The organism is Rhizobium acaciae, assembly GCF_025941625.1.
Classification (GTDB): Bacteria; Pseudomonadota; Alphaproteobacteria; order Rhizobiales; family Rhizobiaceae; genus Rhizobium; species Rhizobium acaciae.
The window spans coordinates 46,619-71,575 of sequence record NZ_JAPCZO010000026.1 but is presented as its reverse complement, the minus strand read 5'-3'; the positions used below and the strand labels follow the sequence as shown (position 1 = coordinate 71,575).

Below are 24,957 nucleotides of genomic sequence, written 5' to 3'. Positions count from 1 at the left end.
GTGCCACCTTTGCAGGTTGCTCGTCGTTTCAAGGCGAGGGCACCGGTTATGCGGCCTCCTTGGAACCGGCGCTGACAGCCTCGTACAAATTCCTCGACAGGGGAATTGCAAAGGGACGTCGGCTTGGTCAGATGCGCCGGTTCAATTCGTCTTCGCTGATCCCAAAGTGGTCGAGAATGATGCCGACGTTTCGGCGATGAGATTTGAAATAGACGTCGAAGATATCGCCGAGCAGGGGAATGGTTCCGCCGGCGGCGTCGATCCCGAGATTGACGGCCATGCGTGCGAGCTTGTGGGTGGGAATGCCGAGGCGTCTTGCCTCATCGATGATGAAAAGACCGATGAGGGATGCGGCAATGTCGCCGACGGCCGGAATAAGGCCGAGAATCGAGTCTGCACCGATCCGCACGCCGATGACAGGCAATCTGACCGCGGTATCCATCAGGCGCGCTATGCCGACGGCGCGCCGAATTCTTCCAAGTTCGATGGACGTCAGATGTTTCGTGCTGGCCGAGGCTGGCATCAGCGACCTTTTGGCGCGGACGACCGTTCCGCCTCCTCGAATGAGGGCGCGGGAAGGATGTCATCGCATTGCTGCGAAATATTCCGACGCAGCGAAAGCCCGGTGCCATCATGATGTTCCATGGCCGTGAAACGCTGCAAACCCGATAAGGTTGCCCGCGAAAGCAAGGATCATGTCTCGTCGGGAACCACGACCAATTTGCCCACAAAGTTCTTCGCCATGAAATCGGTCTGCGCGCGGTGGAATTCCGATAGCGGATAGACGCCGCCGACGAGAGGCCGGATCTTCCCCCTTTCGATATAGCCGACGATCCGACGGAAGTCGGCGCGGCTTCCCTGGCTTGAGCCGTGCAGCTCCAGCTGCTTCAGATACATGGTCCGCAAATCGAGCTGGACGACCGGGCCGGCGATGGCGCCGGCTGTCGTGTAGCGGCCTTCGGGGCGCAGGATCTTCAGGAGATCGTTGAACAGCGGTCCGCCGACGAGATCCGCGACGACATCGATCGGCTGGCCACGGCTGGCGGCATGGACGGCTTCGACCAGATCGCCCTTGCCGCGGGTTACTACCGCCTCGGCGCCGATGTCGAGCATCGCCGCCTCCTTTCCGGGGCCGGCGACCGCGATCGGGATGGCGCCGCGGGCCCGCGCGAGCTGGATGATCGCCGAACCGACGCCACCCGAGGCGCCGGTCACCAGGACGCGTTCACCGGCGACAAGCCTTGCCCGTTCCAGCATGCGCTCGCCGGTCAGATAGGCACAGCAGAAGGTGGCGAGTTCGACGTCGGTCAGATCGGTTGCGACGACATGGGCATTCTCGGCCGGCAGTGCCATATATTCTGCATAACCGCCGTCGCGGCCATGGCCCATGTAATCGATGTCGGCGAGGCTGTCGTCGTCGCGGTTATAGATCGAGAAGTCGACCATGACACGTTCGCCGATGCGTGCCGGATCAACGCCGGGGCCGACGCCGACAATATGGCCGACCGTATCGGTGCCCTGAATGCGCGGGAATGTCAGCGTATTGCCTTGCCTGCGCCATGTGGAGACAGCCGACGGATCGTCCTCGGTGCCATAGGCGCCTTGGCGGACCCAGACGTCGGTATTGTTCATGCCGCAGGCCGTGACGCGGATCAGAACCTCGCCGTCCGCGGGTCTCGGGACGGGCACGTCGCTGTCATAGACGAGCTTGTCCAGACCGCCATGGCCGGTGAGCAATACGGCCGCCATCTTTTCCGGGATCGTCATGCCGATCTTCTCCCTCAGATGTTCTTGAAGACGGTTTCGATCGCATCCGCCGCGGCCTTGACCACGATGTCGGCCTCCTCGCGTGTCAGGCAGAGCGGTGGGGCGAAGCCGAGGATGTCGCCCTGCGGCATGGCGCGGCCGATGACGCCGCGTTCGAGGAGGGCAGAGGCGACCTGCGGGCCGATCTTGCGGCCGGCATCGAAGAACCTTCGGTCGTCCTTGTCCTCGACGAATTCGACGGCCGCCATCAGCCCGTCGCCGCGGACTTCGCCGACGTTTCGGTGGCCGCCGACGGCCTTTGCGAGTTCCGAGCGGAAATAGGCGCCAGTCGCGCCGGCATTCTCGACAATGCCGAGTTCATCGATCAGTTCGAGATTGGCAATGCCTGCGGCAGCACAGATCGGATGGGCGGAATAGGTCCAGCCGTGACCGATCGCTCCCATCTGATCGGAACCCTGCACCAGGACTTGCCACATCTTGTTCGAAACGATTGTGCCGGAAAGGGGAGCGTAGGCCGAGGTCAGTCCCTTGGCGATGGTGATCAGGTCCGGTTTCATGCCGTAATGATCCGAGCCGAACATCGTGCCGAGGCGGCCGAAGCCGGTGACGACTTCATCGGCCACGAGCAGGATGTCATATTTGTCGAGCACGGCCTGGATCTTCTGCCAGTAGGTTTTCGGCGGCGGCACGATGCCGCCGGTGCCGAGGATGGGTTCGCCGATGAAGGCGGCGACCGTTTCCGGGCCTTCGGCGATGATCATCTCCTCGAGCTTGTCGGCGCAATATTGCGAGAACTGCTCCTCACTCATCGACCGGTCGGGGCGGCGGAAATAATAGGGTGCTTCGGTGTGCAGCACCGGCGCCCGCGGCAGATCGAAAGCGTTGTGAAAGAGGGCAAGGCCGGTGAGGCTGCCGGTCATGACGCCGGAGCCGTGATAACCCCGCCAGCGGGAGATGATCTTCTTCTTTTCCGGACGGCCGAGGATGTTGTTGTAATACCAGATGAGCTTGATGTTGGTCTCGTTGGCATCCGAGCCGGAGAGGCCGAAATAGACGCGGCTCATGCCGGTGGGGGCGCGGTCGATGATCATCTTCGACAGCGTAATCGAGGCTTCCGTGCCGTGGCCGACATAGGCGTGGTAATAGGCGAGGTTCTTTGCCTGCTCGGCGATCGCGTCGGCGATCTTCTGGCGGCCGTAGCCGACATTGACGCAATAGAGGCCGGCAAAGGCGTCGAGGCTTTTGCGGCCTGTCGTGTCGGTGATGTAGACACCTTCGCCGCTGGCGACGACACGGGTCGGCGTCTCGCCGCGGGCATGCCCGCCCATATGGGTCGAGGGGTGGAAGAAGTGATCACGGTCCCAGGCGGTGAGTTCGTTGCTTCTGTCGAGCATGTCGTAGCCTCTTTCTTGAAATGGGGGCTTGAAAATGGGGTCTCACTTGAAATGGGTCAGGCGGCCGTGTCGATGCAGAGATATTTGAGCTCGGTGAAGGCCTCGAGCCCATGGCGCGACCCCTCGCGGCCGAGACCGGATTGCTTCCAGCCGCCGAAGGGAATGGGAGCGCCGGTGATCTTCACCCGGTTGACGGCCACCATGCCGTATTCCAGCGCACGGCCAAGCCGCATCTGGCGGGCGCCGTTCTCCGTGACGATATAGGCGACGAGGCCGTATTCGGTATCGTTGGCGCGGGCGATAACCTCGTCTTCCGTGTCGAAGGCGGCAATGGCCGCCACGGGCCCGAAAGTCTCCTCGCGCATGATCAGCGCATCCGCCGGCACATCGGTCAGCAGCGTCGGCTCATAGAAAAGCCAGCCGGCCTTGTGACGCCTGCCGCCGGTGACGAGCCGTGCGCCATGTCCCAGCGCGTCGGAGACCTGTTCCTCGACTTTGGCGACAGCGCGTTCATGCATCAGCGGTCCGATCTCGGCGCTATCCTCGAGCCCTGGACCAACCTTCAGTTCGGCAATGCGGTCTGCGAAGGCCTTGGTAAAGGTATCGGCAATGCGCCGCTGGACGAAAATGCGATTGGCGGCGAGGCAATCCTGGCCGGAGGTTGCAAACTTGGCGTTGAGGGCGATTTCGACCGCCTTTTCGATATCGGCGTCGTCGAAGATGATCAGCGGAGCGTGGCCGCCGAGTTCCATCACCAGCCGCTTCAGGGTCGGCGCGCATTGGGCGGCGATCAGCCGTCCGATCCCGGTGGAGCCGGTAAAGCTCATGGCGCGCACGCGATTGTCGGCGCACATCCGTCCGACGATCGTTGCGGCGTTGCCAGTGACAACGTTGAAGACGCCGGCGGGAATGCCGGCACGCTCGCCGAGCTCGGCAAGGGCAAGTGCCGAAAGCGGCGTCTCGGAGGAGGGGTGGGCAACGACCGTGCAGCCGGCGGCCAGCGCTGCGGCAACCTTTCGGGTGAGCATCGCAGAAGGGAAATTCCAGGGCGTGACGATGCCGACGACGCCGAGCGCCTCGCGCCGAACGATCATTTCCGCGCCGGGCAGATGGCTGGTGACGCTTTCTGCGTTCAGCCGCTTGCCTTCCTCGGCATACCATTCGACGAAGGAGGCGGCATAATCGATCTCGCCACGCGATTCCGCCAGCGGCTTGCCCTGTTCGAGCGTCATGATCAGCGCCAGATCCTCTTTGGCCGCAAGCATCAGCTCAAACCATTTGCGCAGGATCGCCGCGCGGCTCTGCGGCAGCATTGCGCGCCAGCCGGCAAAAGCCTCCGACGCAGCATCGATCGACACTGCCGTCTCATCCGCGCCAAGGCTAGCAACCCAGGCCAGCGTCGCCGAAGAGGCGGGATCGGTGACCTCGATACTTTTCCCTGATTGGCTGGCGATCCATCGGCCGCCGACATAGGCCAGATCGCGCAGGAGATGACGGTCGGCGAGCCGCGACAGCGCGTCATGATAGGCGGGGCGGGCAAAAACGGCGGTCATATCCAGTCTCCTCGTGGCGGTTGACGTCAGTCTTCCACGGGAGCGGGCGAGAGATTGTCTGTTGGCGGATGCGAAAACAGAGAGATGGTCTAAAGAACGGCGGCCTGGCAGAGAGATTGTCTACGACGCGCTCTGTTCTTCACCGATGGCAGTGAAGGAAGAGACCGGAAGGACTGTGTCCTCCTTGACCGTCTTGGTGACGATGTAGGTGAAGTAACGGTCGATGCCGAGTTCGCGGTCGAGAAGCCCGTCGACCAGCCGCTGATAGGCGTCGATATCGGGCGCGATGATCTTCAGAATGTAATCGACGCCGCCGCCGACCGACCAGCAGGCGACAATCTCCGGGATTGCGGTCACGGCGCGCTCGAAGCGTTCGAAATCCGCCTGGCGATGATTGGCGAGTGTCACTTCCATCATCACGCTGGCGACCGGCGCGATGCGCCGCGGCGCGATACGCGCGTGGTAACCGGTGATGATCCCGGCCTTTTCGAGCTTGCGTAGCCGCATCCAGCACGGCGTCGGCGACAGCCCAGCCTTTTCGGCCAGCGCCAGTTTGGTGATGCGGCCGTCGCGCTGGACGGCGTCGAGAATGCGCAGGTCGATGGCGTCGAGCTTCATGGTGCTTTCTTTAGAAAGAAATCATTTCAAACGCAGGGAAAAGACAATGGGAGCGCATTTTGGCATTGTCAATTGAACTGATTTTCAGCAGTGTTAAAATCATGACAAAGTGGCGCCCCGATCCCTCTCAACTCCGCCGGCCGGCCTATCTCTCGCTTGCCGAACAGATCGCAAGCGCGATCACCGACGGCAAGCTCTCCGACGGCACACAATTGCCGCCGCATCGCAAGATGGCGGATGATCTGCATCTTTCCGTGCAAACGGTCAGCCGCGCCTATGACGAGCTGATCCGCCGGGGGCTGATATCAGGCGAGATCGGACGCGGCAGCTTTGTCCAGACCAGGCCGCGCGAGCCGGAGCCACCCTATCTGCCGGAAAGGCTGGGCGAGGTGATCGATCTGTCGATCCTGAAGCCGGTCTGCGAGCAGATCCATTTGGAAAGGCTGCGGCAGGCCTTCGGCTGGCTTTCGGAAAACCTGCCTTCCAGCTCGGCCCTTTCGTTCAGGCCGAACATGGTGTTTCCGCGCCACCGCGCCGTCGCCACGGAATGGCTGGCGCGCTGCGGGCTGGAGGTATCGCCGCTGAACATCAGCGTGACGAACGGTGCGACATCGGGCATGACGGTGGCGTTGATGAGCGTTGCCCCGCCCGGTTCGACGGTTGCGACCGAAGCGATCAGCCATCATACGCTGGTGCCGCTCTCGACCTATCTCGGTCTGCATCTGGAAGGGCTGGCGATCGACGAGGAGGGCATGATCCCCGAAGCGCTGGACGAAGCCTGCCGAAAGGGACCGATCCGGGCCATTTTCCTGCAGCCCTCGGTGATCAATCCGATGGCGGCGCTGATGAGCGCGGAGCGCAGGCAGGCGCTTGCCAGCGTCGCTGCGAAACATGATATCGCGATCATCGAAAACGATATTCTCGGCCCGATGGTCGAGGGTCGTGCGCCGCCGATGGCCGCGTTTGCGCCGGAGCGGACACTCTACGTTACGAGCTTCACGAAGATTACCGTTCCTGGTTTGCGGATCGGCTATCTCACCGCGCCTGACCGCTATGTCGCCGCCGTCGCCAACCGGCATCTCGTCTCCAACTGGATGGCGACGCCTGCCATGGCCGAGATCGCCACCCGCTGGGTCAGCGACGGCACGGCGATGGAACTCGTCCACTGGCAGCGCCGTGCGCTTTTGAGCCGGCACGCGATCGCGGCGGAGATGCTGGCCGGCCTGCCGTACCGGGCGCACCCGCAAAGCCTGCACGTCTGGCTGCCGCTCTCAGGCAACCATACGGAGGACGGTTTCGTATCGCAGGCAAGGCTGCGCGGCGTGGCGATCGCGCCAGGCAAATCGTTCCACACCACCGATCAGGGCTGGACGCCGGCCGTGCGCATCTCGCTTGGTTCGACAACCGAAGGCGAGCTGCGGACCGGGCTCGGCATCGTCGCCTCATTGGCGCAAGGAAATCCGGAAGAGCTGCTGCTTGCGATTTGATGCCGCTGCCTTGCGTTTGAGCATAGTCAGAATAATTGTCATGATATTATTTTACGAATTGACATGATTTTGATGGACCGTCATCGTTAGGACATTACTTGTCTCAACAGGGAGAGACATGAATGCTTCCGCCCATCATCCGCATCGACAACATCGTCAAGAAATACGGCCCGCTGACCGTGCTCGACGGCTTGTCGATGAATGTCATGCCGGGCGAGAAGCTGGCGCTGATCGGGCCGTCCGGCTCCGGCAAGACGACGATCCTGCGCATTCTGATGACTCTGGAGACGATCAGCGGCGGCCATATCGAGGTCGACGGCGAACAGCTCTACCATATGCCAAATGGCGGCGGGCTGGTGCCGGCCGATGAACGGCATCTGCATCGCATGCGCGAAAAGATCGGCATGGTCTTTCAGCATTTCAATCTGTTCCCGCATAAATGCGTGCTCGACAACGTGACGCTGGCGCCGATGCTGACCAAGGGCATCAAGAGGCCCGTGGCCGAAAAGCGGGCGATGGAGCTTCTCGATATGGTCGGCCTGGCCGACAAGGCTAAAAGTGTCCCGGCGCAACTTTCCGGCGGGCAGAAGCAGCGCGTCGCCATTGCTAGGGCGCTGGCGCTGTCACCGAAGATCATGCTGTTCGACGAGGTGACCTCGGCGCTTGACCCGGAACTGGTCGAGGAGGTGCTGAACGTCATGCGGCGGCTCGCCTCCGAGACCGACATGACCATGCTTCTCGTCACGCATGAAATGGGCTTTGCCCATGATTTCGCCGACCGTGTGCTCTTCTTCGATCGCGGCAAGATCGTCGAGGAAGGCAAGCCGGGCGACATCTTTCGCAATCCGACGCAGGAGAGGACGCAGACCTTCCTGCGCAAGATCATTGCGGCGGGGCACCGCGTCTGACCTCAGACATTGCCCGCAAGAACAAAACTCAAGGAAAATCAGAGGAGTTGGGAACGATGAAAACAGGATATCTTTTGAGCGCCGCCAGCCTGTCGGTGCTTCTGATCACGGCGGCTTCGCCTGCCTCCGCCGCCGATGAGAAGCTCGAGCAGCTGAAGGAGCAAGGCTTTGCGCGTATCGCCATCGCCAACGAGCCGCCGTTCACCGCCGTCGGCGCCGACGGCAAGGTGTCCGGCGCTGCACCCGATGTGGCCCGCGCAATCTTCGAAAAGCTGGGTGTCAAGGAAGTGGTCGCCTCGATCTCGGAATATGGCGCGATGATCCCCGGCCTGCAGGCCGGCCGTCATGACGCGATCACCGCGGGCCTATTCATGAAGCCAGAGCGCTGCAACGCCGTCGCCTATTCCGAGCCGATCCTTTGCGACGCCGAAGCTTTCGCTCTCAAGAAGGGCAACCCGCTCAAGCTGACGAGCTACAAGGACATCGCCGACAATCCGGACGCCAAGATCGGCGCGCCGGGCGGCGGCACCGAGGAGAAGCTGGCGCTCGAGGCCGGCGTGCCGCGCGATCGCGTCATCGTCGTTCCGGATGGCCAGAGCGGCATCAAGATGCTGCAGGACGGCCGCATCGACGTCTACTCGCTGCCGGTCCTTTCGATCCATGACCTGATGGCCAAGGCAAACGATCCGAACCTTGAAACCGTCGCTCCCGTCGTCAATGCGCCGGTCTATTGCGATGGCGCTGCCTTCCGCAAGCAGGACGTTGCGCTCCGCGACGCCTTCGATGTCGAGCTGAAGAAGCTGAAGGAATCCGGCGAATTCGCCAAGATCATCGAGCCCTACGGTTTCTCGGCCAAGGCGGCGATGTCGACGAGCCGCGAAAAGCTCTGCGCTGCGGCGAAGTAACAAAGGGTAAGCAGCCGGCCATGCCCCAGGCATGGCCGGATCGTCCTATCTCCAGAGAAGTGAGCTGCCGATGTCGGTATGGTCCGGCTATCTGACACTGATCCTTGAGGGCGCCCTGGTGACGCTCGAATTGACGATCATGGGGTCTGCACTGGCGCTGGTGATGGCCTTCCTGGCGGGCCTCGGCCGTCTGTCGCGCTTCTTCGCCGTGCGGGCTCTGGCGACGGCCTATATCGAGTTCTTCCGCGGCACCTCGATCTTCGTCCAGCTCTTCTGGGTCTATTTCGTGTTGCCGTTTGCGGGCTTGACCCTGACGCCGCTGCAGGCAGGCGTGCTGGCGCTCGGGCTGAATGTCGGAGCCTATGCGGCGGAAGTGGTGCGCGGCGCCGTGAAGGCCGTCGGGCGCGAACAGTCGGAAGCCTGCATCGCGCTCAACCTTTCGCGATACCAGCGCATGCGCCACGTCATCCTGCCGCAGGCGCTGCCGCTGATGCTGCCGACCTTCTGCAACAATGCGATCGAACTCCTGAAGGGCACGGCTGTCGTGTCGCTGATCTCGCTGACGGATATGACGTTCCAGGCGCAGGTGGTGCGGGCTCAGACCGGCAATACGCTGGTGCCCTTCGCGACGATCCTCATCCTCTATTTTCTCATGGCCTCGGCGATCTCCGCGACGATGCGCTGGCTGGAGCGGCGGATGGCGCGCAGCCTCGACGGCATAAGGACCTGATCGGATGGAATGGGATTGGGACTTCGTCTGGCAGATCATGCCTACCCTTCTCGAAGGGTTCAAGATCACTCTTCTCGCGACCATCCTCGGCGCTGCCGTCGCCATGATCGTCGGCCTGGGGCTCGCCATTGCGCGGCGATCACCGGTCGCCGGCATTTCCAGGACCGTCGCTTTCGTCTCGGAATTCATCCGCGGTACGCCATTGCTGGTGCAGCTCTACTTTATCTTCTACGTGCTGCCGGATATCGGCATCCGGCTGGCGCCGCTGGTCGCCGGCGTCATCGGCATGGGCATTCACTATGCGACCTATACCGCCGAAGTCTATCGCGCCGGCATCGAGAACGTGCCGCGCGGACAATGGGAGGCGGCCAAGGCCACCAATCTGACGACGCGCCAGGCCTGGATCCACGTGATCCTGCCGCAGGCAATCCCGCCGATGATTCCGGCGCTCGCCAATTATTTTATCGCCATGTTCAAGGAGACGCCGCTGCTTTCGGCGATCACCGTGCTCGAACTCATGAACCAGGCAAAGAGCATCGCCAACAGCAATTACCGCTACATCGAGCCGATGACGCTGGTCGGCATCTTCTTCCTCGTCATCAGCCTGATCTCGGTGGTGGGGTTACGCTGGCTCGAGGAACGCTACGCCAGGATGGACGACTGATCATGACCGTAGAGATTGAGATCATCGCAGCCGGCCGGCCACCGCGGATGGAGGACCGGCCGCTGGAAAAGCGCATCGGCCTGGTCATCCTCGCGACCGACCACACGACGGAAGTCGACTTCCAGCGCATGGTCGCCAGCGATCGCCTCGGCGTCTATGTCAGCCGCATCCATTATGCCAATCCGGTCACGCCGGAAAACCTCTTGAGGATGCAGCCGTCGCTGACCGGAGGCGCGGCACTGATCCTGCCGGACGAGGCGCTCGATGCCATCGTCTATTCCTGCACCTCCGCCTCGGTGGTGATCGGCGACCGGAACATCGAGGGGGCGATCCATGCGGCCAAGCCCGGCGTTCCCGTCGTGACGCCGACGGCTGCCGCCGTGACCGGCCTGAAGGCGCTGGGCGCCAGACGGATTTCGGTGCTGACGCCCTATACGATCGCGACCAGCCGGCCGATGGCGGACTATTTTTCGGATCTCGGCTTTGCGATCGACCGCTTCACCTGTCTCGGCCTGACCGATGACCGCGAGATGGCGCGGATCGCGCCGGACGAGATCCTTGCCTTCGCGCACCAGGCGCTGGCGCCGCAGTCGGACGCGCTGTTTATCTCCTGTACGGCGGTGCGGGCAGCAGAGGTCGCGGCCCGGATCGAGGCTGAAATCGGCAAGCCGGTGGTCACCAGCAATCTCGCGACCGCCTGGGCTTGCCTGCGGCTTTGCGGCGATGATCGGGCGCGGCCCGAACTCGGTCAATTGATGGCCAAGCCCTATCGGGAAGGCTGAGATCATGGTGAGCGCCTTGCCCGTTTCGCTGGAGGATTTCCGCGCTGCGGCGCGCCGGATTGCCGGCCGCGTGATCGGCACGCCGATGGTGCAGTCCGCTTCCCTTGGCGAATTGGCCGACGTGCCTGTCCATCTCAAGCTCGAGCATCACCAGACGACCGGCAGCTTCAAACTGCGTGGGGCAACCAATGCGGTGCTCTCCTTGTCGCCGGCAGAGCGCTCGCGCGGCGTCGTCGCGGCCTCGACCGGAAATCACGGCCGTGCGCTTGCCTATGCGGCAAAGGCGGAAGGCGCCGTCGCGACCATCTGCATGTCGCGGCTGGTGCCGGAGAACAAGGTTTCGGAGATCCGCCGCCTCGGAGCCCATGTCCGCATCGTCGGCGTATCGCAGGACGAGGCGCAGCAGGAGGTCGACCGGCTGGTTCGCGAGGAGGGGCTGGTGATGGTCCCGCCCTTCGACCATCCTGATGTCGTGGCCGGGCAGGGGACGCTGGGGCTCGAAATCATCGACACCGTGCCGGAGGCGGCAATCGTGCTGGTGCCGCTCTCGGGCGGCGGCCTTGCGGCCGGCGTTGCCGCCGCTGTCAAAGGCATCAGTCCGAACACCAAGGTGATCGGCCTGACGATGGAGAAGGGTGCTGCGATGAAGGCAAGCCTCGATGCCGGGCGGCCGGTGCAGGTCGAGGAAGTGCCGAGCCTTGCCGACTCGCTCGGCGGCGGCATTGGCCTCGGCAATCGCGTCACCTTTGCCATGTGTCGCGACCTTCTCGACGACGTCATCTTGCTGACCGAGGCGGAAATCGCCGTGGGCATGCGCCATGCCTATGCCTGCGAACGCCAGGTCGTCGAAGGCGCTGGCGCGGTCGGCATCGCCGCACTGCTTGCCGGAAAAATCAGGGGCGGAGGTCCCATCGTCGCGATCCTGTCCGGGGCGAATGTCGACATGGAGCAGCATCGGCGGGTGATCAGCGCTACGCTGCCGCTCTACGGCGAGGAGAGACCATGAGCCGGATGCTCATTCTGACGGAAGCGGAACTGAGGAAAGTCATCGGGCTTGACCGAGATACGGTCGCCTGCGTCGAGGCCGCTTTCGCAGCCCTTGCGACCAAGGCTGTCGCCATGCCGCCGATCCTGCGGCTCGACATTCCGGAAAATCGCGGCGAAGTCGACGTGAAGACCGCCTATGTGCCCGGCATCGAGGGCTTCGCAATCAAGATCAGCCCCGGCTTCTTCGACAATCCCAAAATCGGCCTGCCGAGCACCAACGGCATGATGGTGCTGCTGTCGAGCCGAACCGGACTGGTGCAGGCGCTGCTGCTGGACAACGGCTATCTCACCGACGTGCGCACCGCAGCAGCCGGCGCTGTGGCGGCGAAACATCTGTCGCGGGAAAATGCGTCCGTGGCCGCGATCTTCGGTGCAGGTATGCAGGCGCGGCTGCAGCTTGAAGCACTGACTCTGGTCCGTCCGATCCGCGAGGCCAGGATATGGGCGCGCGATGCCGCCAAGGCGCAAAGCGTGGCAGCGGAATTGGGGGCAAAGCTCGGCTTCCCCGTCACCGCGACACCGGACGCCAGAGGCGCAATGACCGACGCTGATCTCATCGTCACCACCACGCCGTCGGAAACGCCGATCATCGTGGCCGGATGGCTGGGACCCGGACAGCATCTGACGGCCATGGGCTCGGATGCGGAGCACAAGAATGAGATCGATCCGGCCGCCATCGCGGGGGCCGACCTTTACGTTGCCGACAGCTTGAAGCAGACGCGGCGTCTCGGCGAATTGCATCACGCAATCGATGCCGGGCTGGTCGCAGGCGATGCGGTCTTTGCCGAGCTCGGTCAGATCGTTGCCGGCCGGACGCCGGGACGGACGCGTAACGACCAGATCACCATTGCGGACCTGACCGGGACCGGCATCCAGGACACCGCCATCGCCACGCTCGCCTTTGCCCGCGCCGGCGCGGCGAAAGCCGGGACCACGTTCGAAAGCTGACCGGCGCGGCGCCGGAAGAGAAGGGAAGAAACATGACCCAGTCCAAGCTCAAATTCTCGCTCGGCGAATATGCCGCGCGGCTGGAAAAGACACGGCGTGCCATGGAGACGAAGGGTGTTGACCTGCTTGTTGTCAGCGACCCGTCGAACATGGCCTGGCTGACCGGCTATGACGGCTGGTCCTTCTATGTGCACCAGGCGGTGATCGTGCCGCCGCAGGGCGAGCCGATCTGGTTCGGCCGCGGCCAGGATGCCAATGGCGCCAAGTTCACCGCCTATCTGAAACACGACAACATCGTCGGCTATCCCGATCACTATGTGCAGTCGACCGAGCGCCACCCCATGGACTACCTCTCGGGCATCCTGACCGAGCGCGGCTTCGGCAAGCTGACGATCGGCGTCGAGATGGACAATTACTGGTTTTCGGCGGCGGCCTTTGCGGCGCTGCAGAAGCACTTGCCGAATGCGCGTTTCGTCGACGCGACCGCGCTCGTCAACTGGCAGCGAGCCGTCAAGAGCGAGACCGAGATCGGCTACATGCGCAATGCCGCCCGTATCGTCGAGGCGATGCACGCCCGCATCTTCGACAAGATCGAGGTCGGCATGCGCAAGTGCGATCTGGTCGCGGAAATTTACGATGCCGGCACCCGCGGCGTCGACGGCATCGGCGGCGATTATCCGGCGATCGTGCCGCTGCTGCCGTCCGGCGTCGAAGCGTCCGCACCGCATCTGACCTGGGACGACCGGCCGATGAAGAAGGGCGAGGGCACCTTCTTCGAGATCGCCGGCTGCTACAACCGCTATCACCTGCCGCTGTCGCGAACCGTCTTCCTCGGCAAGCCGACGCAGGCCTTTCTCGATGCCGAAAAAGCGACGCTGGAGGGCATGGAAGCCGGTCTTGCGGTCGCCAGACCCGGCAATAGCTGTGAGGATATCGCCAACGCCTTCTTCGCGGTGCTGAAGAAATACGGCATCGTCAAGGACAACCGCACGGGTTACCCGATCGGCCTTTCCTATCCGCCGGACTGGGGCGAGCGCACCATGAGCCTGCGGCCGGGCGACCGGACGGAGCTGAAGCCCGGCATGACCTTCCATTTCATGACCGGCCTCTGGCTCGAAGACATGGGCTTCGAGACGACCGAGAGCATCCTCATCACCGACAGCGGTGTCGAGTGCTTCGCGAACGTGCCGCGCAGACTGATGGTCAAGGATTGAGGCTGTCATGACAGAGATTTGCTTGCGGCCGTCGCCGATCAGCGCGACGGTCAATTTTGCCGCCGAGGGCGTCCAGCACGGCTTTCTGCGCCTGCCTTACAGCCGCGACGATTCCGCTTGGGGATCGGTGATGGTGCCGATAACGGTCGTCCGGAACGGCAAGGGGCCAACGGCCCTTTTGACCGGCGGCAATCACGGCGACGAGTATGAGGGACCGATCGCGCTTTTCGAACTTGCCCGTTCGCTGAAGGCGGAAGAGGTGAGGGGCACTGTCATCATCGTGCCGGCCATGAATTATCCGGCATTCCTGGCAGGAACCAGGACCTCGCCGATCGACAGGGGCAACATGAACCGCAGCTTTCCGGGCCGGCCGGACGGCACGGTGACGGAGAAGATCGCCGACTATTTCAGCCGTGTGCTTCTGCCGATGGCCGATCTCGTCCTCGACTTCCATTCCGGCGGCAAGACGCTCGATTTTCTGCCATTCTGCGCGGCCCACATCCTGCCGAACAAGCAACAGCAGGAAAAAGCCTTCGAATTCGTGACGGCCTTTGCCGCTCCCTATTCGATGAAGATGCTGGAGATCGATGCGGTCGGCATGTACGACACCGCGGCCGAGGAGATGGGCAAGATCTTCATCACCACGGAACTCGGCGGCGGCGGCACTGCTACGGCCAAAAGTGCTGCGATTGCCAAGCGCGGCACCATGAACGTGCTACGCCACGCAGGGATCGTCGCCGGTGCCGTCGATACCGGTCCGACGACCTGGCTCGACATGCCGGACGGCCGCTGCTTCTCCTTCGCAGAGGAGGGCGGGCTGATCGAACCTGTCATTGATCTCGGTGAAGCCGTCACAGCCGATGCCGTCATCGCTCGCATCTACCCGACTGGGCGGACCGGGGTGGCGCCCCGCGAGATCCGCGCCAGCATGAACGGCATTCTTTGCGCCCGGCATTTCTCGGGGCTGGTCAAGGCTGGAGACTGCGTTGCCGTTGTGGCGATCGTTACGGGCTGAGGTGGTCGGACAGGCAGAGGCGGGATCAAACTGCTGATCACACCTCAAGCAGCTTTCTGTGGTCTGGACGTGCTGGCTCCCGCATCGACCTGAAAGCGGTTGACGACCCCCTCCAGCGTCTGTGTCTGGCTGCCGAGCGCGCGGCAGGCTGAGGCGGTTTCGACGGCCATGGCTGCGTTGCGTTGCGTTACCTGATCGAGCGCGTTGACCGAGGCGTTGATCTCGCCGATCGCCACCGCCTGTTCGGAGGACACCGAAACGATGCGGGCGATCAGGCCGGCAACCTGCTCGACTTGCCCTTCGATTTCCAGGAGCGCCTTGCCGGTTCGGTTGACGAGCTCCACACCGGTGGAGACCTGGGCCGAGGAGGTGGAGATCAGAGCTCTGATCTCCTTGGCGGCGTTGGCCGAGCGCATGGCAAGTTCACGCACTTCCTGCGCCACGACGGCAAAACCCTTGCCTGCTTCGCCCGCCCGCGCTGCTTCAACCCCGGCATTGAGCGCCAGAAGATTGGTCTGGAAGGCGATTTCATCGATGACATTCACGATCTCGCCGATCTGGGAGGACGAACCTTCGATCCTTTCCATGGCGGCGATTGCTTCGCGAACGACGGCCGCCGAATGTTCGGCGCTGGTGCGGGTCTGAGCCATCATGCCTGTCGCTCTGCCGGCATGGTCGGAGGCATCTTTGGCTTTGATATTCATTTCATCGAGCGCGGCTGTCGCCTCTTCGAGCATCGCGGCCTGCTGTTCCGTGCGCGACGCAAGGCTGTCGGCGGCATCGGTGATGCCGGCCGAGGAGCTGCCCACTTGCTTGGAGGTCTGGGCAATCTCCGCCATCGACGCACAAAGCGCGTCCATACTGTCGTTGAACTTCGCGCGCAAAGTCTCGTAGGCAGCGGCGAAGGGTGTCTTGATTCGGCAATCGAGATTGCCGGTCGATAGCTGTTCCAGTCCGTATGTCAGCTGATCGATCACCGTTTCGCGGATCTGCTCCTCGGCGGCCTTTTCGGCCAGCTGGCTGCGTTCACGCTCGAATTCCGCATCGCGAAGTGCGGTCTCGCGCCTCTGCGCGTCCTGCCGCTCGAGCGCGTTGCGGCGGAATACCGCCACGGCCTTGGACATGGCTCCGATCTCGTCGGAACGGTTGGCGTAGGGAACGTCAGTCGAAAAATCGCCTTCAGCAAGATTGCCCATATAGGCCTTCATGCCATCGAGCGGCACGATCGCCCGGCGTCGCAGAAGATAGAGCCCCACCAGCAATAGCCCGAACGATCCGAAGCCCGCAGCACCCGCATAGATCGTCCAGGTGACGATCTCCGAGGCCGCATTGCGTTCCTCGCCCTTCAGGAAAGCGTCGGAATTGGCGACGAGTTTCTCGACCGCGTCCTGATGTGAATGAAAGGCGACGCGCAGCTGCTCGATCGCACCATATGCCTTGTCTTCATCCCTGGCATTCAGGGCCGGGATGATCTCACGGTTCATCACCCCCCAGAATGCGTCGCCCTTGGCGATGACATCGTTTTCAAGCTCGTCCTTCAACGCCTGCGGCAGCCGAGTGGTTTTCCAATAGGCGCGGCGGTCGTCGTAGGCGGCCTTGAGATTTGCGATCTTGGCAAGATTGGTTTCTGTGAGCTCGGGAAATTTGCTCGCCTCGAAGGACAGCATGTAGGATTCGACCACAAACAGCGGCGGCGGCAGAATATCGGCGATCAAATCCTTGCCGTAGACGACCTGCTCGTAAACCGGACCGTTGACTTTCAGCCGTTCGAGCGCCGATTGCTGCAAACCGATCGACATGAAAAGGCCGGCTGAAACGGCGACACCAAACGCCACCAAACTACGAGCAATGGTAAATGCCAAGACTGTCTCCAAATAACTTTTGGCCTCTCTGCTTCGAGATGCCTGATCTACCTATGGCATTATTTCGCAAGAATACTGAGATATGGTTAATTCTTTTGGCATCGGAACATAGTAGGGGTCGTGAATACTTGTGGTATCCAGCCATCAGTTGCCATCTTGGTGGCTAGCAGGCTGATGTTTATATACAGATGAAAGGAGACCGAGACCGACATGGCTGAACCTCAACTTTCCGTGCGCAGCGCGAAGGCACGCGAACTTGCGCATCGGCTTGCCCGGCGCGAAAATCGCTCAATAGCTGACATCGTTGAGCGGGCTCTGGAATCGTATGAAATACGGGATGCCGGCCGCGAGGCAGCCACGACCTTCTATGCTCGTCTTTTGCAGCAAAGTGGCACGGATATCGACCTTGAATCAGTTATCAAAGAGGACAGGCACGCACACATGGGCATCGAACTTTGATCTTTCTCGATACCAACGTCATATCGGAAACCCTAAAAAAGTCGCCCGACGAGGCCGTGATTGCATGGCTGATCCGTCATGATGCAGAATTGGCGTTACCGACGGTGACAATTGCGGAAATAGCTCTTGGAATCCAGAAGATCCGACCCGATCAGCGAGCCGAACGCCTCGAACAAGGGCTGTCCGACTGGCGCCGTCGCTTCGCGGACCGGATTTTCGGTCTGACCGAAGAGGCAACTCTTGCTTATGGCGACATTATGGGCCTTGCTGCTCGTCAAGGGCGTGGAATGTCGGCTCCGGATGGCATGATAGCCGCCATTGCGCGGGTTAATGGCGGTCGACTTGCGACGCGAAACCTGGGGGACTTTGCGACCACAGGCCTTGAGTTGATTTCACCATGGCAATTTTGAATTCCCGAAACATGCTTGGCGCTCGTAGCTGAGAGGCCGTTCAAGCCAAGCGCATGAGCTTTTCGTTCAGGGCGCCGATCTCGCGCAGGAGTTCGACCAATCTGTCCGTGTTTTCCTGGCTGAGCCGGCCCGTTCCACCGCTGCTGTTCCAAAGATCTTGAAATTCCTGGCTCATGGTGCGTGCGCTGCTCATAATTTCGATGATTTGAGCGCGGTTTTCCCAGGTTGCAACGATGGTCGGTTCGTCCATCTTCACCGACATGTCCGGTTCGCGTTCCAGCAAAAACAATTCCTGACTCCTCTTGGGCGGTGACGGATTGGTTCGGATGGCGCCATCCAGCCTATGGGATGGGCCATTACTGCGATGACTCAGGAACATGGTTTTGACAGTCTCGGAACGATTGAAAATCAAACGATTGGCTAGCGGGTGTGGGGCGGACACGTTAGCCAATCGGCAAACCCTCCCTGGAATCACCCGAAGCAGAATTCGCATGAACTATAAATGGGAAAATTTCCCATTTGTCAACATGGGGCGACAGCGCTTTCAGTGCGGACCCGGACCCGGACCCGGGCCTGGGGGCGGCGGCCCAGGCGGCGGGCCGTCCTGCGTTGGCCGCCCCCCTCTATCCGGAGCGGAAAAATCTCGGTCCGGCCCGCCTCTGCCGAAGGGCGAACGATCGGGCGGCGGTCGATCCGAAGGCCCACCTGGACGTCGCGGACCGAAGCCGTCCGGAACACGCCCGTCGGGAAAGCCGGTCATTCTGCTTGAGTCCCGCACGCCGACATCGACGAAGCCATGACCATCAGGAGATGGCGGCGTCGAGCCGAAAGGCGCGGACCCTCCGGGTCCCGCGCCCGGCCGGTCCTTATCGGTCGGCCGGAAGGTCTCGACGTTGACGATGCCGTGTTTCAAGCCCGGCACCAGGGGTTCAGCCTGAATGCGCGTGATGATCAATCGATCGGCGACGGCCTTGAGACGCACGAGCGTTTGCTTGCCGGCCAGGTATCCATGCGTGCTTCCAAGCGAAAGACCGCCGATCAGGACGCGATTGCTGCTCTTGACGGGGATGCCTCGAACATGGGCGCCTTCGGAAACGGAGCGGGGCTCGATGCGCCGGGCAATGATCGTACCGTCAGGTTTGCGGATGCCAAACACGGCGACCCGCTTGCCCTTGCGCAGGCCCTTCGTCGTGACACCCGTCGTGTCGATCGTTTGCCCCAGTATGGTCATGCCGGTCTTGTTCATCCGGTCGATGCGGCCCTGGACTTCGCTGGCGATGGTGATGCGGGCGGCAAGCTTGCCCGTCAGCAGCACCCGGGCGACATGGCCCACCTTCATCGCGCTCGCGCGAACGCGTCGGCCGTCGATTTCGATCGGTGTCGTCGCACTGAACGGGATGTGGATGTTGTTGACGATGATGCTTCCAAAACCCTGGATGGTTCCGACGATGCCTGTCCCGCCGATGCCGTGATCTTCGTTCTCTCCGCCGCCCTTGATGGAAAGTCCGGATCCGCCGATGCCATGATCGCTGGTGCCCGTCGGCTGCGCGGCGGCAATCTTGGGCCCCAGAACCTGAAGCGCTATTCCGGCCAGCAGAAATTGCCTTCTCGAGATCGCCGACGGGGTCATTCGTCCGTCTCCGTCTTGGATGCGGTGTCTGCCTGACGATCGGCCTCGCCCTCCTCGGTCATGAGATAGAGCCCGGTGATCCAGCGGCTGTTGCCGCCGGGGTCGTCCTTGATGGCCTGATGGGCGATCTTGTTGAGTTTCAGGAGCAGCGCCATTCCTTCCGCGCGCGCGATCTCGTCGAGCCGGGCCGCCAGAACGGGCGATATCCCGTCATAATGGACGGCGCGTTCGAAGTTCGGAGGAGGCTCGTTCATCAGGTTCATGACCGACGCCTGCACATGGTCACGGAGGTTGCGGGTAAAATAATGCCGGCGGGCCTCGTCGCCGGCATTGGGGACGATCGATGAGAGATCGAGCTGGATCCAGCCGTTCTGATCGACAACGACGATGCCTTTGTCCAGCCAGTCGTCCAGGATGGAGCGGGGGTGGACGTCCTTGGTGATGTCGCTCACCAGGCTCTCGAATGACGGACCGCCGTCGCTGGAGGTCCGGGGCAGGGCACTCGGCCGATCCTCCGCATCGCAATAAAACGGATCGGCAAGCCATCTGGCGAGAATGCGGCTCGTCTGCGAAACGCCGGTGGTCAGGAAGGATGCCGCAAGCACCTGTCCGCGCAGCCGGTTGACGTCCTTGCGGTGAATGCCGGTCAGGAGCGAGATGCGGCTATCCGTCTGGCTCTTGTTCGGCAGCGCGAATTCCTTCTCTGCGACCTCGATATAAAGGCGGCGAAGAACGGTCGAAAAAGCGATGAAGTTGAAGCCGGAGGCGAGTGCGAGCTTGACCAGCGGGCGAAGCACGCGGATCAGCATGGCCTGCAAGGTCTCTTCGGAGAAGGGTAGCTTCGCGCGCGGCTTCGACATCAAGAACACACTCGGTCTCTGAAAGACCATTGCCGGCAGACCTTCGGCAATCGTCCCCAGTCTCCCCTATGGGAAAGTCCAGACTGCCGCAACGGACAAGCCCTAGGCAAGACCAGCCTATGCCATGATTGCTGGCGGCGCGGCCGTGATCGCGCCACCATTGGGAAAGCATTTTGCGTCTTCTGTCAATGCGTTACCGGATGCGGCTCGGGTGACAGCACTGCGCCGTGGCGCCAGTCGATCAGCCGGTCGATGCGCGCAATCTTGTGGAAAACCTCGAAAACGTCGAATGACGTACCTTTCTCGATGTGGGCTGCCAGCAACTCGCAAAGCTCGAATATTTCAGGGGGCGTAGCGGTCATCTCGACGCCGTCATCCGTGAAGACACCCGATCGCGGCCATGCCCGCGTCTGTTGCTCGTCGAGTTTGCTGCCGACGAAGGGGATCGTATCGATGATGCCGGAGGCAAGCGCGAAGGCCGCCTCCGCCACGATTTCGGAACACGTCGTGTTGGGCTCCTTCGTGAGAGCCGGTATTTGCAACTGCTTGAATTCCCGCATTTTTCAATCCGTCAGAGATAGTTGACCAGGCTCAGGCTCTGGAGTTTCGAAACGAGCGTGTAGGCCGTTTCCAATTGCGTCTGCAGCTGGTTGACGAGCGTCGAGGCTTCATAGGTATCCACGCCCTGGAGATCGACGAGGTTTCCCTGAAGCAGAGTGGATTGAGCGTCGAGCGCGTCATTTGCCTTTTCGAGCCGTTCCTGGGCGAGGCCGAGTTCGCTTTGCTGCGTCACGATCCCGGAGGTCGCCTGCGCCGCATAGGCGATCGCCTTGGATGCGACGGTGCTCTGCGCGTCGGAGCTGAGATCCTGGCCGAAGAGGGCGGAGACGACGACGGATGCCAGCGCGAGATAACGCATGCCTTCGGAATTGGCGTTGGTCGACGAGGTGATGGTTTCCGATCCGCTGATCCGGCTCGTCATGTCGGTGCTGGAAGCGCTCGACCAGCCGTCGGAAGTGTCCGTCCAGGCGCTCTCGGAGAACATCGGCTCGACCGTGTCGGTGATGAAGCTGCCGATTTCCTCGCCTGTCAACTCGTTGACGTCTTTTCCGAGACCGGTTGCATAATCGTTCAGAGCCGAAACGATCGTATCCGAGACCGCCGAGGATTGATCGCTCAGAGGCTGGCTGTCGAGGTTCGTTCCGCCGAACAGGAATTCGCCATTGACCGACGTGTTTGCCGTCGAGACTAGCTGCGAAATCGTGGCGCTCGCCGTCTGCAAGGCAACGGCGATGCTCGTCGTATCCTGGCTCGCCTGGAGTGCGGTCAGGTTCGAGACCAGACTGTCGCCGGCATCCTTGAGGCTCGAAAGGGCGGTTTGCGATGCGTTCATGCGCAATTCGACGACGGCATTACTCATCTTGAAAGAGGCGGCCTGCGCGATAGCACTGGTGAGATTGATCGACTTTGCAGCGCCGGCGCCGAGGGATACGCCGATATCGGCGTAGGTTCCTGTGGTCGCTTCCGTCGAGGCCTGCTGCAGCTTGTTTTGGGACTGGCTGATGGTGAGCCGCAAAACATTCTGCATCGCCGATGATGAGACAAAAGATGCTTTCATGACTAGCTCGCTATGTCGAGGAGCGACTGGAACATCTCGTCGATGACGTTCAGGATCTTTGTCGCCGCTTTGTAGGATTGTTCGATGTCGAGAAGCAGTGTCAGTTCCTCGTCGAGGTTGACGCCGGTTTCGTTGGAATAGGCCTCGTCGGAGCGCGACAAGGCGGCAGCCGTGGTTTCGGAGGCCGAGGTGGCGTCGCTTCGATATTGCTCGAGCCAGCCGATGGAGGCGCTGGCGTAGTCCGTCAGGCTTTGCGACGTCGAGAGACCGGCGTCGGAAGAGAACGAGCGCTGTTCCGTCAGCGCCTCATACAGGGCGTCGAGATTGTCCGAGAAGCCGCTGTCTCCCGAGGTGTTGAGATCGGTGATCCCGCTGATGGAGCCATCGCGCAGCTTTGTCGCATCGCCGCCCTCGCTGGTGACAACGGCCAGATTGACCGAGATGGTGGAGGCGATCCCTGTCGTATCGTCGGAAGCAGCAGGTGTTGCCCCGGTTGCGCCTGACGCCGTCGTCCAGACGAAAAGTCCCGGCGCGCTCGTGCTGCCGTCTGTTTCCGAGAAGATCTGGACGAGCGATTTGGCGATCTCGTCGAGTTGAGCCTGGAATGTCGGGGCGATCTCGTCGCGAAGCTGCAGCAGTGCCTGCAGGCTGCCCGAGGCACTCGTCGTCGATCCCTCGCCGGCGTCGAGCGCAACGCCGTCGATATAGATGGAATTGCCTTCCGTTCCCGCGACGTAAGTCGCTGTCGGCGCGAAGGTGACGGTGCGGGGTATGGTCTCGAACAGCACGGTGCCATCAGAGGTGTAGAGCGCCATATCGTTATTGTCGCGCACGGTGGAGGTGACGCCGACGATCGAGGAGATCTGCTTCAGGAGCTTTTCACGCTCGTCGAGCGCCGAGGATGTATCGGTGCCGGTCGATGTCGCCAGCTTGACCGCATTGTTGGCCGCCTCGAACTCAGACAGCAGCGTATTCAGGGTGGAGACCTGTGTGGCGATCTCCGCATCCGCCTCGGCTCTGATCGACTGGACGCCGCCGCTTGCGGTATTTAGCGAATTGGCGAGATCCCGCGCGGCGGTCACGGCCGATTGCGCCGCGGTCGTGCTGCTTGGCGACGTGCCGAATGTCTGGAGCGCCTGCTGGAATGCCGTGAGATAGGTACTCGGCGAGGTTTCATAGTCATTGCCGCCCACCAGCGACTTCAGGCTTTCGAGACCGGTCACCAGCGTCTGCTGGGCGCTGTCCTTGGCATTCGTTTGCAGATACTGGGCAAGCAGCGCAGTTTCCTGCGCCCGGCTGATGCTGACGACCTGGGCGCCGGAAAGAGACGTCGTAACCGACGCCTCCCGTCTCACATAGTCGGAATTTCCGACATTGGCGATATTCGTCGAGATGACGCTGCTTTGCTGGCCCGTAGTGTTGAAAATACTTTGCACGCTGTTCAAGGCGGAGGTGAGCGACATGCCGGCGCCCTCCCTATCGTTTCAGATTGACGAGGACATCCATGATATCGGAGCCGGTCTGAAACACCTTGGAATTGGCGGTATAGCTGCGCTGCGCCTCGATCATCTCCGTCAGTTCGCCGGCGAGATCGACGTTCGAGCTTTCGAGAGCGCCGGACTGGATGGAGCCAAGCCCGTTCGTCTGCGGGAAGCCGGTGACCGTGACGCCGGACAATCCGTTGGCACTGTAGACGTTGCCGCTGAGCAGCGTCAGATTGTCGGGGCTGGCGACTGTCGCGAGAGGGATCTGATAGAGAGCCTTTGTCGCGCCGTTCGCATAGGACACCGACACCACGCCGTCCGCGCCGATAGACACCGAGCTCACCGCACTTGCGGCCTGGCCGTCTGCGGATCCCGTCGCCGAGAAGTCGGAGGCAAGCTGGGTGAAGTCGGAATAGTCCATGGTGACCGTCTTTGCCGTTACCGGATCGACGATGTCGGTGTCGGTTGCGGTGGTCAGCTGGCCATCGGCGTCGAAGGAGAGCGTTGCAACGCTCACGGCATCGGAAGAGTAGGGAAAGGACGTCGTGCTGCCGGTGGCTGCATCGGCATTGCGGTAAACCGCGACCTCCCAGGTGCTGCCGGTGACCGCGCCGCTCGCATCCGTCGTGACGCCGGTCTTGGTGAAGTAGTAGTCGTACTGGACGGTGCCGCCGAGGCTGTCATAGGCAACCAGCGACATCTTCTGCGTGTCGTCGGTGACGCTTGCCGTGTTGGCGCTCGGCAGCGTCGTCGTATCCGTGACGACGGTCGCTTCGGAGTTCAGGTTGCCGCTGAAATAGGCGCTGCTGGAAGCGACGGCGCTCAACCCCGATTGGGATACGTTGACCGGCACCAGGCCGTCGAAGCCGTTGACGACCACCGCCGGCACGCCGGAATCATAGGAATATCCCATCAGCGTGAAACCGGCGCCGTTGACGAGATTGCCGTCGCTGTCGACCGAGAAGTCGCCGGCCCGGGTGAGCACAGGCGTGCCGTCGGCGCTTTCCACGATGAAGAACCCGTCTCCCGAGATCGCCAGGTCGTAGGCCGAGGTCGTATAGGAAATGTCGCCCTGTTGGGAAATCGCCTGACGCACTGAGGTCTGAACGCCGCCTGAATTATAATTGCCCGAGGAAGACGGCAGAACCAATGACGAAAAGGACGTGGAAACGGCTTTGTAGCCGGTGGTGTTCGCGTTGGCGATATTGTCGGAAACCGTGCTCAGCCGGTTTGCCTGGGCGCTCATGCCGGAGACGGCGGTTTTCATGCTTCCAAAAATGCTCATGGCTCGATCCTTTAAGGTTTGGGAACATGCCATGTGACGAGGGGCTTCCAGGGCCCGGATTGCGGGCGCACGACATCGCTGGCGCCGGGCAAAGGCCGACACCGGTCGATGATCTGATTGTCTGGACTGACCCCGTGATGGCGATAGGCGCTTCGGCTCATCCGCGCGCTAGTATCGTGCGCCTGTGGCGGCGCACCAACGTTTCAGCATTTCAGGAGCGGCCCGGCTGAAGGCTCTGCCAGCTCCACGGCCGGGCCACTTTCAGATCGTCTCATTGCAGCTTCTCCAGCAACTGCAATGGCGACGCTCCGTATCCG

25 protein-coding genes are annotated in these 24,957 nt (G+C 62.0%); 12 read left to right on the top strand and 13 right to left on the bottom strand.

What is annotated here, in order from left to right; translation table 11 throughout:
* Window positions 1-127: 127 nt before the first annotated feature.
* The 5 genes from OLZ32_RS31765 to OLZ32_RS31745 all read right to left on the bottom strand — a co-directional run bounded on the left by OLZ32_RS31765 (window position 128) and on the right by OLZ32_RS31745 (window position 5,332).
* Window positions 128-523 carry a DUF4112 domain-containing protein gene (locus tag OLZ32_RS31765; protein WP_003550181.1) on the bottom strand — a complete coding sequence of 132 codons (396 nt, stop codon included), beginning with the start codon at window positions 521-523 and terminating at the stop codon, window positions 128-130.
* A gap of 170 nt (window positions 524-693) precedes the next feature.
* Complete coding sequence (locus OLZ32_RS31760) at window positions 694-1,767, bottom strand: alcohol dehydrogenase family protein (protein WP_003550182.1); 1,074 nt, start codon at window positions 1,765-1,767, stop codon at window positions 694-696.
* 14 nt (window positions 1,768-1,781) lie between these two features.
* The gene (locus OLZ32_RS31755; protein WP_264424337.1) at window positions 1,782-3,161 is read right to left on the bottom strand and encodes an aspartate aminotransferase family protein; all 1,380 of its coding nucleotides are present in this window, start codon (window positions 3,159-3,161) and stop codon (window positions 1,782-1,784) included.
* A gap of 56 nt (window positions 3,162-3,217) precedes the next feature.
* Complete coding sequence (locus OLZ32_RS31750; RefSeq protein WP_264424335.1) at window positions 3,218-4,714, bottom strand: NAD-dependent succinate-semialdehyde dehydrogenase; 1,497 nt, start codon at window positions 4,712-4,714, stop codon at window positions 3,218-3,220.
* 120 nt (window positions 4,715-4,834) lie between these two features.
* Window positions 4,835-5,332, bottom strand: coding sequence for an Lrp/AsnC family transcriptional regulator (locus OLZ32_RS31745; protein WP_017991305.1), 498 nt, complete (start codon window positions 5,330-5,332; stop codon window positions 4,835-4,837).
* Window positions 5,333-5,433: 101 nt separating this feature from the next.
* On the opposite strand from OLZ32_RS31745, the gene ehuR reads away from it, so the two are divergent.
* The 10 genes from ehuR to doeB all read left to right on the top strand — a co-directional run bounded on the left by ehuR (window position 5,434) and on the right by doeB (window position 15,032).
* Window positions 5,434-6,819 carry a MocR-like ectoine utilization transcription factor EhuR gene (gene ehuR, locus OLZ32_RS31740; RefSeq protein WP_264396275.1) on the top strand — a complete coding sequence of 462 codons (1,386 nt, stop codon included), beginning with the start codon at window positions 5,434-5,436 and terminating at the stop codon, window positions 6,817-6,819.
* 122 nt (window positions 6,820-6,941) lie between these two features.
* Window positions 6,942-7,727 carry an ectoine/hydroxyectoine ABC transporter ATP-binding protein EhuA gene (ehuA, locus tag OLZ32_RS31735; RefSeq protein WP_003550189.1) on the top strand — a complete coding sequence of 262 codons (786 nt, stop codon included), beginning with the start codon at window positions 6,942-6,944 and terminating at the stop codon, window positions 7,725-7,727.
* A 56-nt stretch (window positions 7,728-7,783) separates the two neighbouring features.
* A complete protein-coding gene (ehuB, locus tag OLZ32_RS31730) occupies window positions 7,784-8,632 on the top strand; it encodes an ectoine/hydroxyectoine ABC transporter substrate-binding protein EhuB (protein ID WP_264396274.1) in 849 nt (282 codons plus the stop codon).
* A 70-nt stretch (window positions 8,633-8,702) separates the two neighbouring features.
* Window positions 8,703-9,362: an ectoine/hydroxyectoine ABC transporter permease subunit EhuC gene (ehuC, locus tag OLZ32_RS31725; protein WP_003550191.1), complete on the top strand. Its 660-nt coding sequence runs from the start codon at window positions 8,703-8,705 to the stop codon at window positions 9,360-9,362.
* A 4-nt stretch (window positions 9,363-9,366) separates the two neighbouring features.
* Window positions 9,367-10,026 carry an ectoine/hydroxyectoine ABC transporter permease subunit EhuD gene (gene ehuD, locus OLZ32_RS31720; RefSeq protein ID WP_130713013.1) on the top strand — a complete coding sequence of 220 codons (660 nt, stop codon included), beginning with the start codon at window positions 9,367-9,369 and terminating at the stop codon, window positions 10,024-10,026.
* Between the two features lie 2 nt (window positions 10,027-10,028).
* Window positions 10,029-10,808 carry an ectoine utilization protein EutA gene (eutA, locus tag OLZ32_RS31715; protein ID WP_264396273.1) on the top strand — a complete coding sequence of 260 codons (780 nt, stop codon included), beginning with the start codon at window positions 10,029-10,031 and terminating at the stop codon, window positions 10,806-10,808.
* A 4-nt stretch (window positions 10,809-10,812) separates the two neighbouring features.
* Window positions 10,813-11,814 carry a hydroxyectoine utilization dehydratase EutB gene (gene eutB / locus OLZ32_RS31710; RefSeq protein ID WP_264396272.1) on the top strand — a complete coding sequence of 334 codons (1,002 nt, stop codon included), beginning with the start codon at window positions 10,813-10,815 and terminating at the stop codon, window positions 11,812-11,814.
* Complete coding sequence (gene eutC / locus OLZ32_RS31705) at window positions 11,811-12,803, top strand: ectoine utilization protein EutC (protein ID WP_264396271.1); 993 nt, start codon at window positions 11,811-11,813, stop codon at window positions 12,801-12,803. The genes eutB and eutC overlap by 4 nt, the downstream gene beginning before the upstream one ends.
* 32 nt (window positions 12,804-12,835) lie before the next feature.
* The gene (gene doeA, locus OLZ32_RS31700; protein WP_003550197.1) at window positions 12,836-14,017 is read left to right on the top strand and encodes an ectoine hydrolase DoeA; all 1,182 of its coding nucleotides are present in this window, start codon (window positions 12,836-12,838) and stop codon (window positions 14,015-14,017) included.
* A gap of 7 nt (window positions 14,018-14,024) precedes the next feature.
* The gene (gene doeB / locus OLZ32_RS31695) at window positions 14,025-15,032 is read left to right on the top strand and encodes a N(2)-acetyl-L-2,4-diaminobutanoate deacetylase DoeB (RefSeq protein WP_264396270.1); all 1,008 of its coding nucleotides are present in this window, start codon (window positions 14,025-14,027) and stop codon (window positions 15,030-15,032) included.
* A 44-nt stretch (window positions 15,033-15,076) separates the two neighbouring features.
* On the opposite strand, the gene OLZ32_RS31690 is transcribed toward doeB, so the two are convergent.
* Window positions 15,077-16,894: a methyl-accepting chemotaxis protein gene (locus OLZ32_RS31690; RefSeq protein ID WP_264396269.1), complete on the bottom strand. Its 1,818-nt coding sequence runs from the start codon at window positions 16,892-16,894 to the stop codon at window positions 15,077-15,079.
* 210 nt (window positions 16,895-17,104) lie between these two features.
* On the opposite strand from OLZ32_RS31690, the gene OLZ32_RS31685 reads away from it, so the two are divergent.
* Both OLZ32_RS31685 and OLZ32_RS31680 read left to right on the top strand, forming a co-directional pair.
* A complete protein-coding gene (locus tag OLZ32_RS31685; protein ID WP_264396268.1) occupies window positions 17,105-17,353 on the top strand; it encodes a plasmid stabilization protein in 249 nt (82 codons plus the stop codon).
* Complete coding sequence (locus tag OLZ32_RS31680) at window positions 17,350-17,763, top strand: type II toxin-antitoxin system VapC family toxin (RefSeq protein WP_264396267.1); 414 nt, start codon at window positions 17,350-17,352, stop codon at window positions 17,761-17,763. Before OLZ32_RS31685 ends, OLZ32_RS31680 begins: the two co-directional genes overlap by 4 nt.
* Before the next feature lie 40 nt (window positions 17,764-17,803).
* Here the strand turns inward: OLZ32_RS31680 and OLZ32_RS31675 are convergent, their stop codons facing one another.
* The 7 genes from OLZ32_RS31675 to OLZ32_RS31645 all read right to left on the bottom strand — a co-directional run bounded on the left by OLZ32_RS31675 (window position 17,804) and on the right by OLZ32_RS31645 (window position 24,640).
* Window positions 17,804-18,052: a hypothetical protein gene (locus tag OLZ32_RS31675; RefSeq protein WP_264396266.1), complete on the bottom strand. Its 249-nt coding sequence runs from the start codon at window positions 18,050-18,052 to the stop codon at window positions 17,804-17,806.
* A 255-nt stretch (window positions 18,053-18,307) separates the two neighbouring features.
* Window positions 18,308-19,393, bottom strand: coding sequence for a DUF5666 domain-containing protein (locus OLZ32_RS31670; protein ID WP_264396265.1), 1,086 nt, complete (start codon window positions 19,391-19,393; stop codon window positions 18,308-18,310).
* The gene (locus tag OLZ32_RS31665; protein WP_017991295.1) at window positions 19,390-20,283 is read right to left on the bottom strand and encodes a DUF6502 family protein; all 894 of its coding nucleotides are present in this window, start codon (window positions 20,281-20,283) and stop codon (window positions 19,390-19,392) included. The genes OLZ32_RS31670 and OLZ32_RS31665 overlap by 4 nt, the downstream gene beginning before the upstream one ends.
* A 155-nt stretch (window positions 20,284-20,438) precedes the next feature.
* Window positions 20,439-20,813 (bottom strand): DnaT-like ssDNA-binding protein, encoded by a 375-nt coding sequence (locus tag OLZ32_RS31660; RefSeq protein WP_003550205.1) that lies wholly within the window; start codon window positions 20,811-20,813, stop codon window positions 20,439-20,441.
* 11 nt (window positions 20,814-20,824) lie between these two features.
* Window positions 20,825-21,871, bottom strand: coding sequence for a flagellar hook-associated family protein (locus OLZ32_RS31655; RefSeq protein WP_264396264.1), 1,047 nt, complete (start codon window positions 21,869-21,871; stop codon window positions 20,825-20,827).
* Window positions 21,872-21,873: 2 nt separating this feature from the next.
* Window positions 21,874-23,334 carry a flagellar hook-associated protein FlgK gene (flgK, locus tag OLZ32_RS31650; protein ID WP_264396263.1) on the bottom strand — a complete coding sequence of 487 codons (1,461 nt, stop codon included), beginning with the start codon at window positions 23,332-23,334 and terminating at the stop codon, window positions 21,874-21,876.
* Window positions 23,335-23,347: 13 nt separating this feature from the next.
* Entirely contained in the window at window positions 23,348-24,640 is a 1,293-nt protein-coding gene (locus OLZ32_RS31645) for a flagellar hook protein FlgE (protein WP_264396262.1), read from the bottom strand.
* Between the last annotated feature and the right edge of the window lie 317 nt (window positions 24,641-24,957).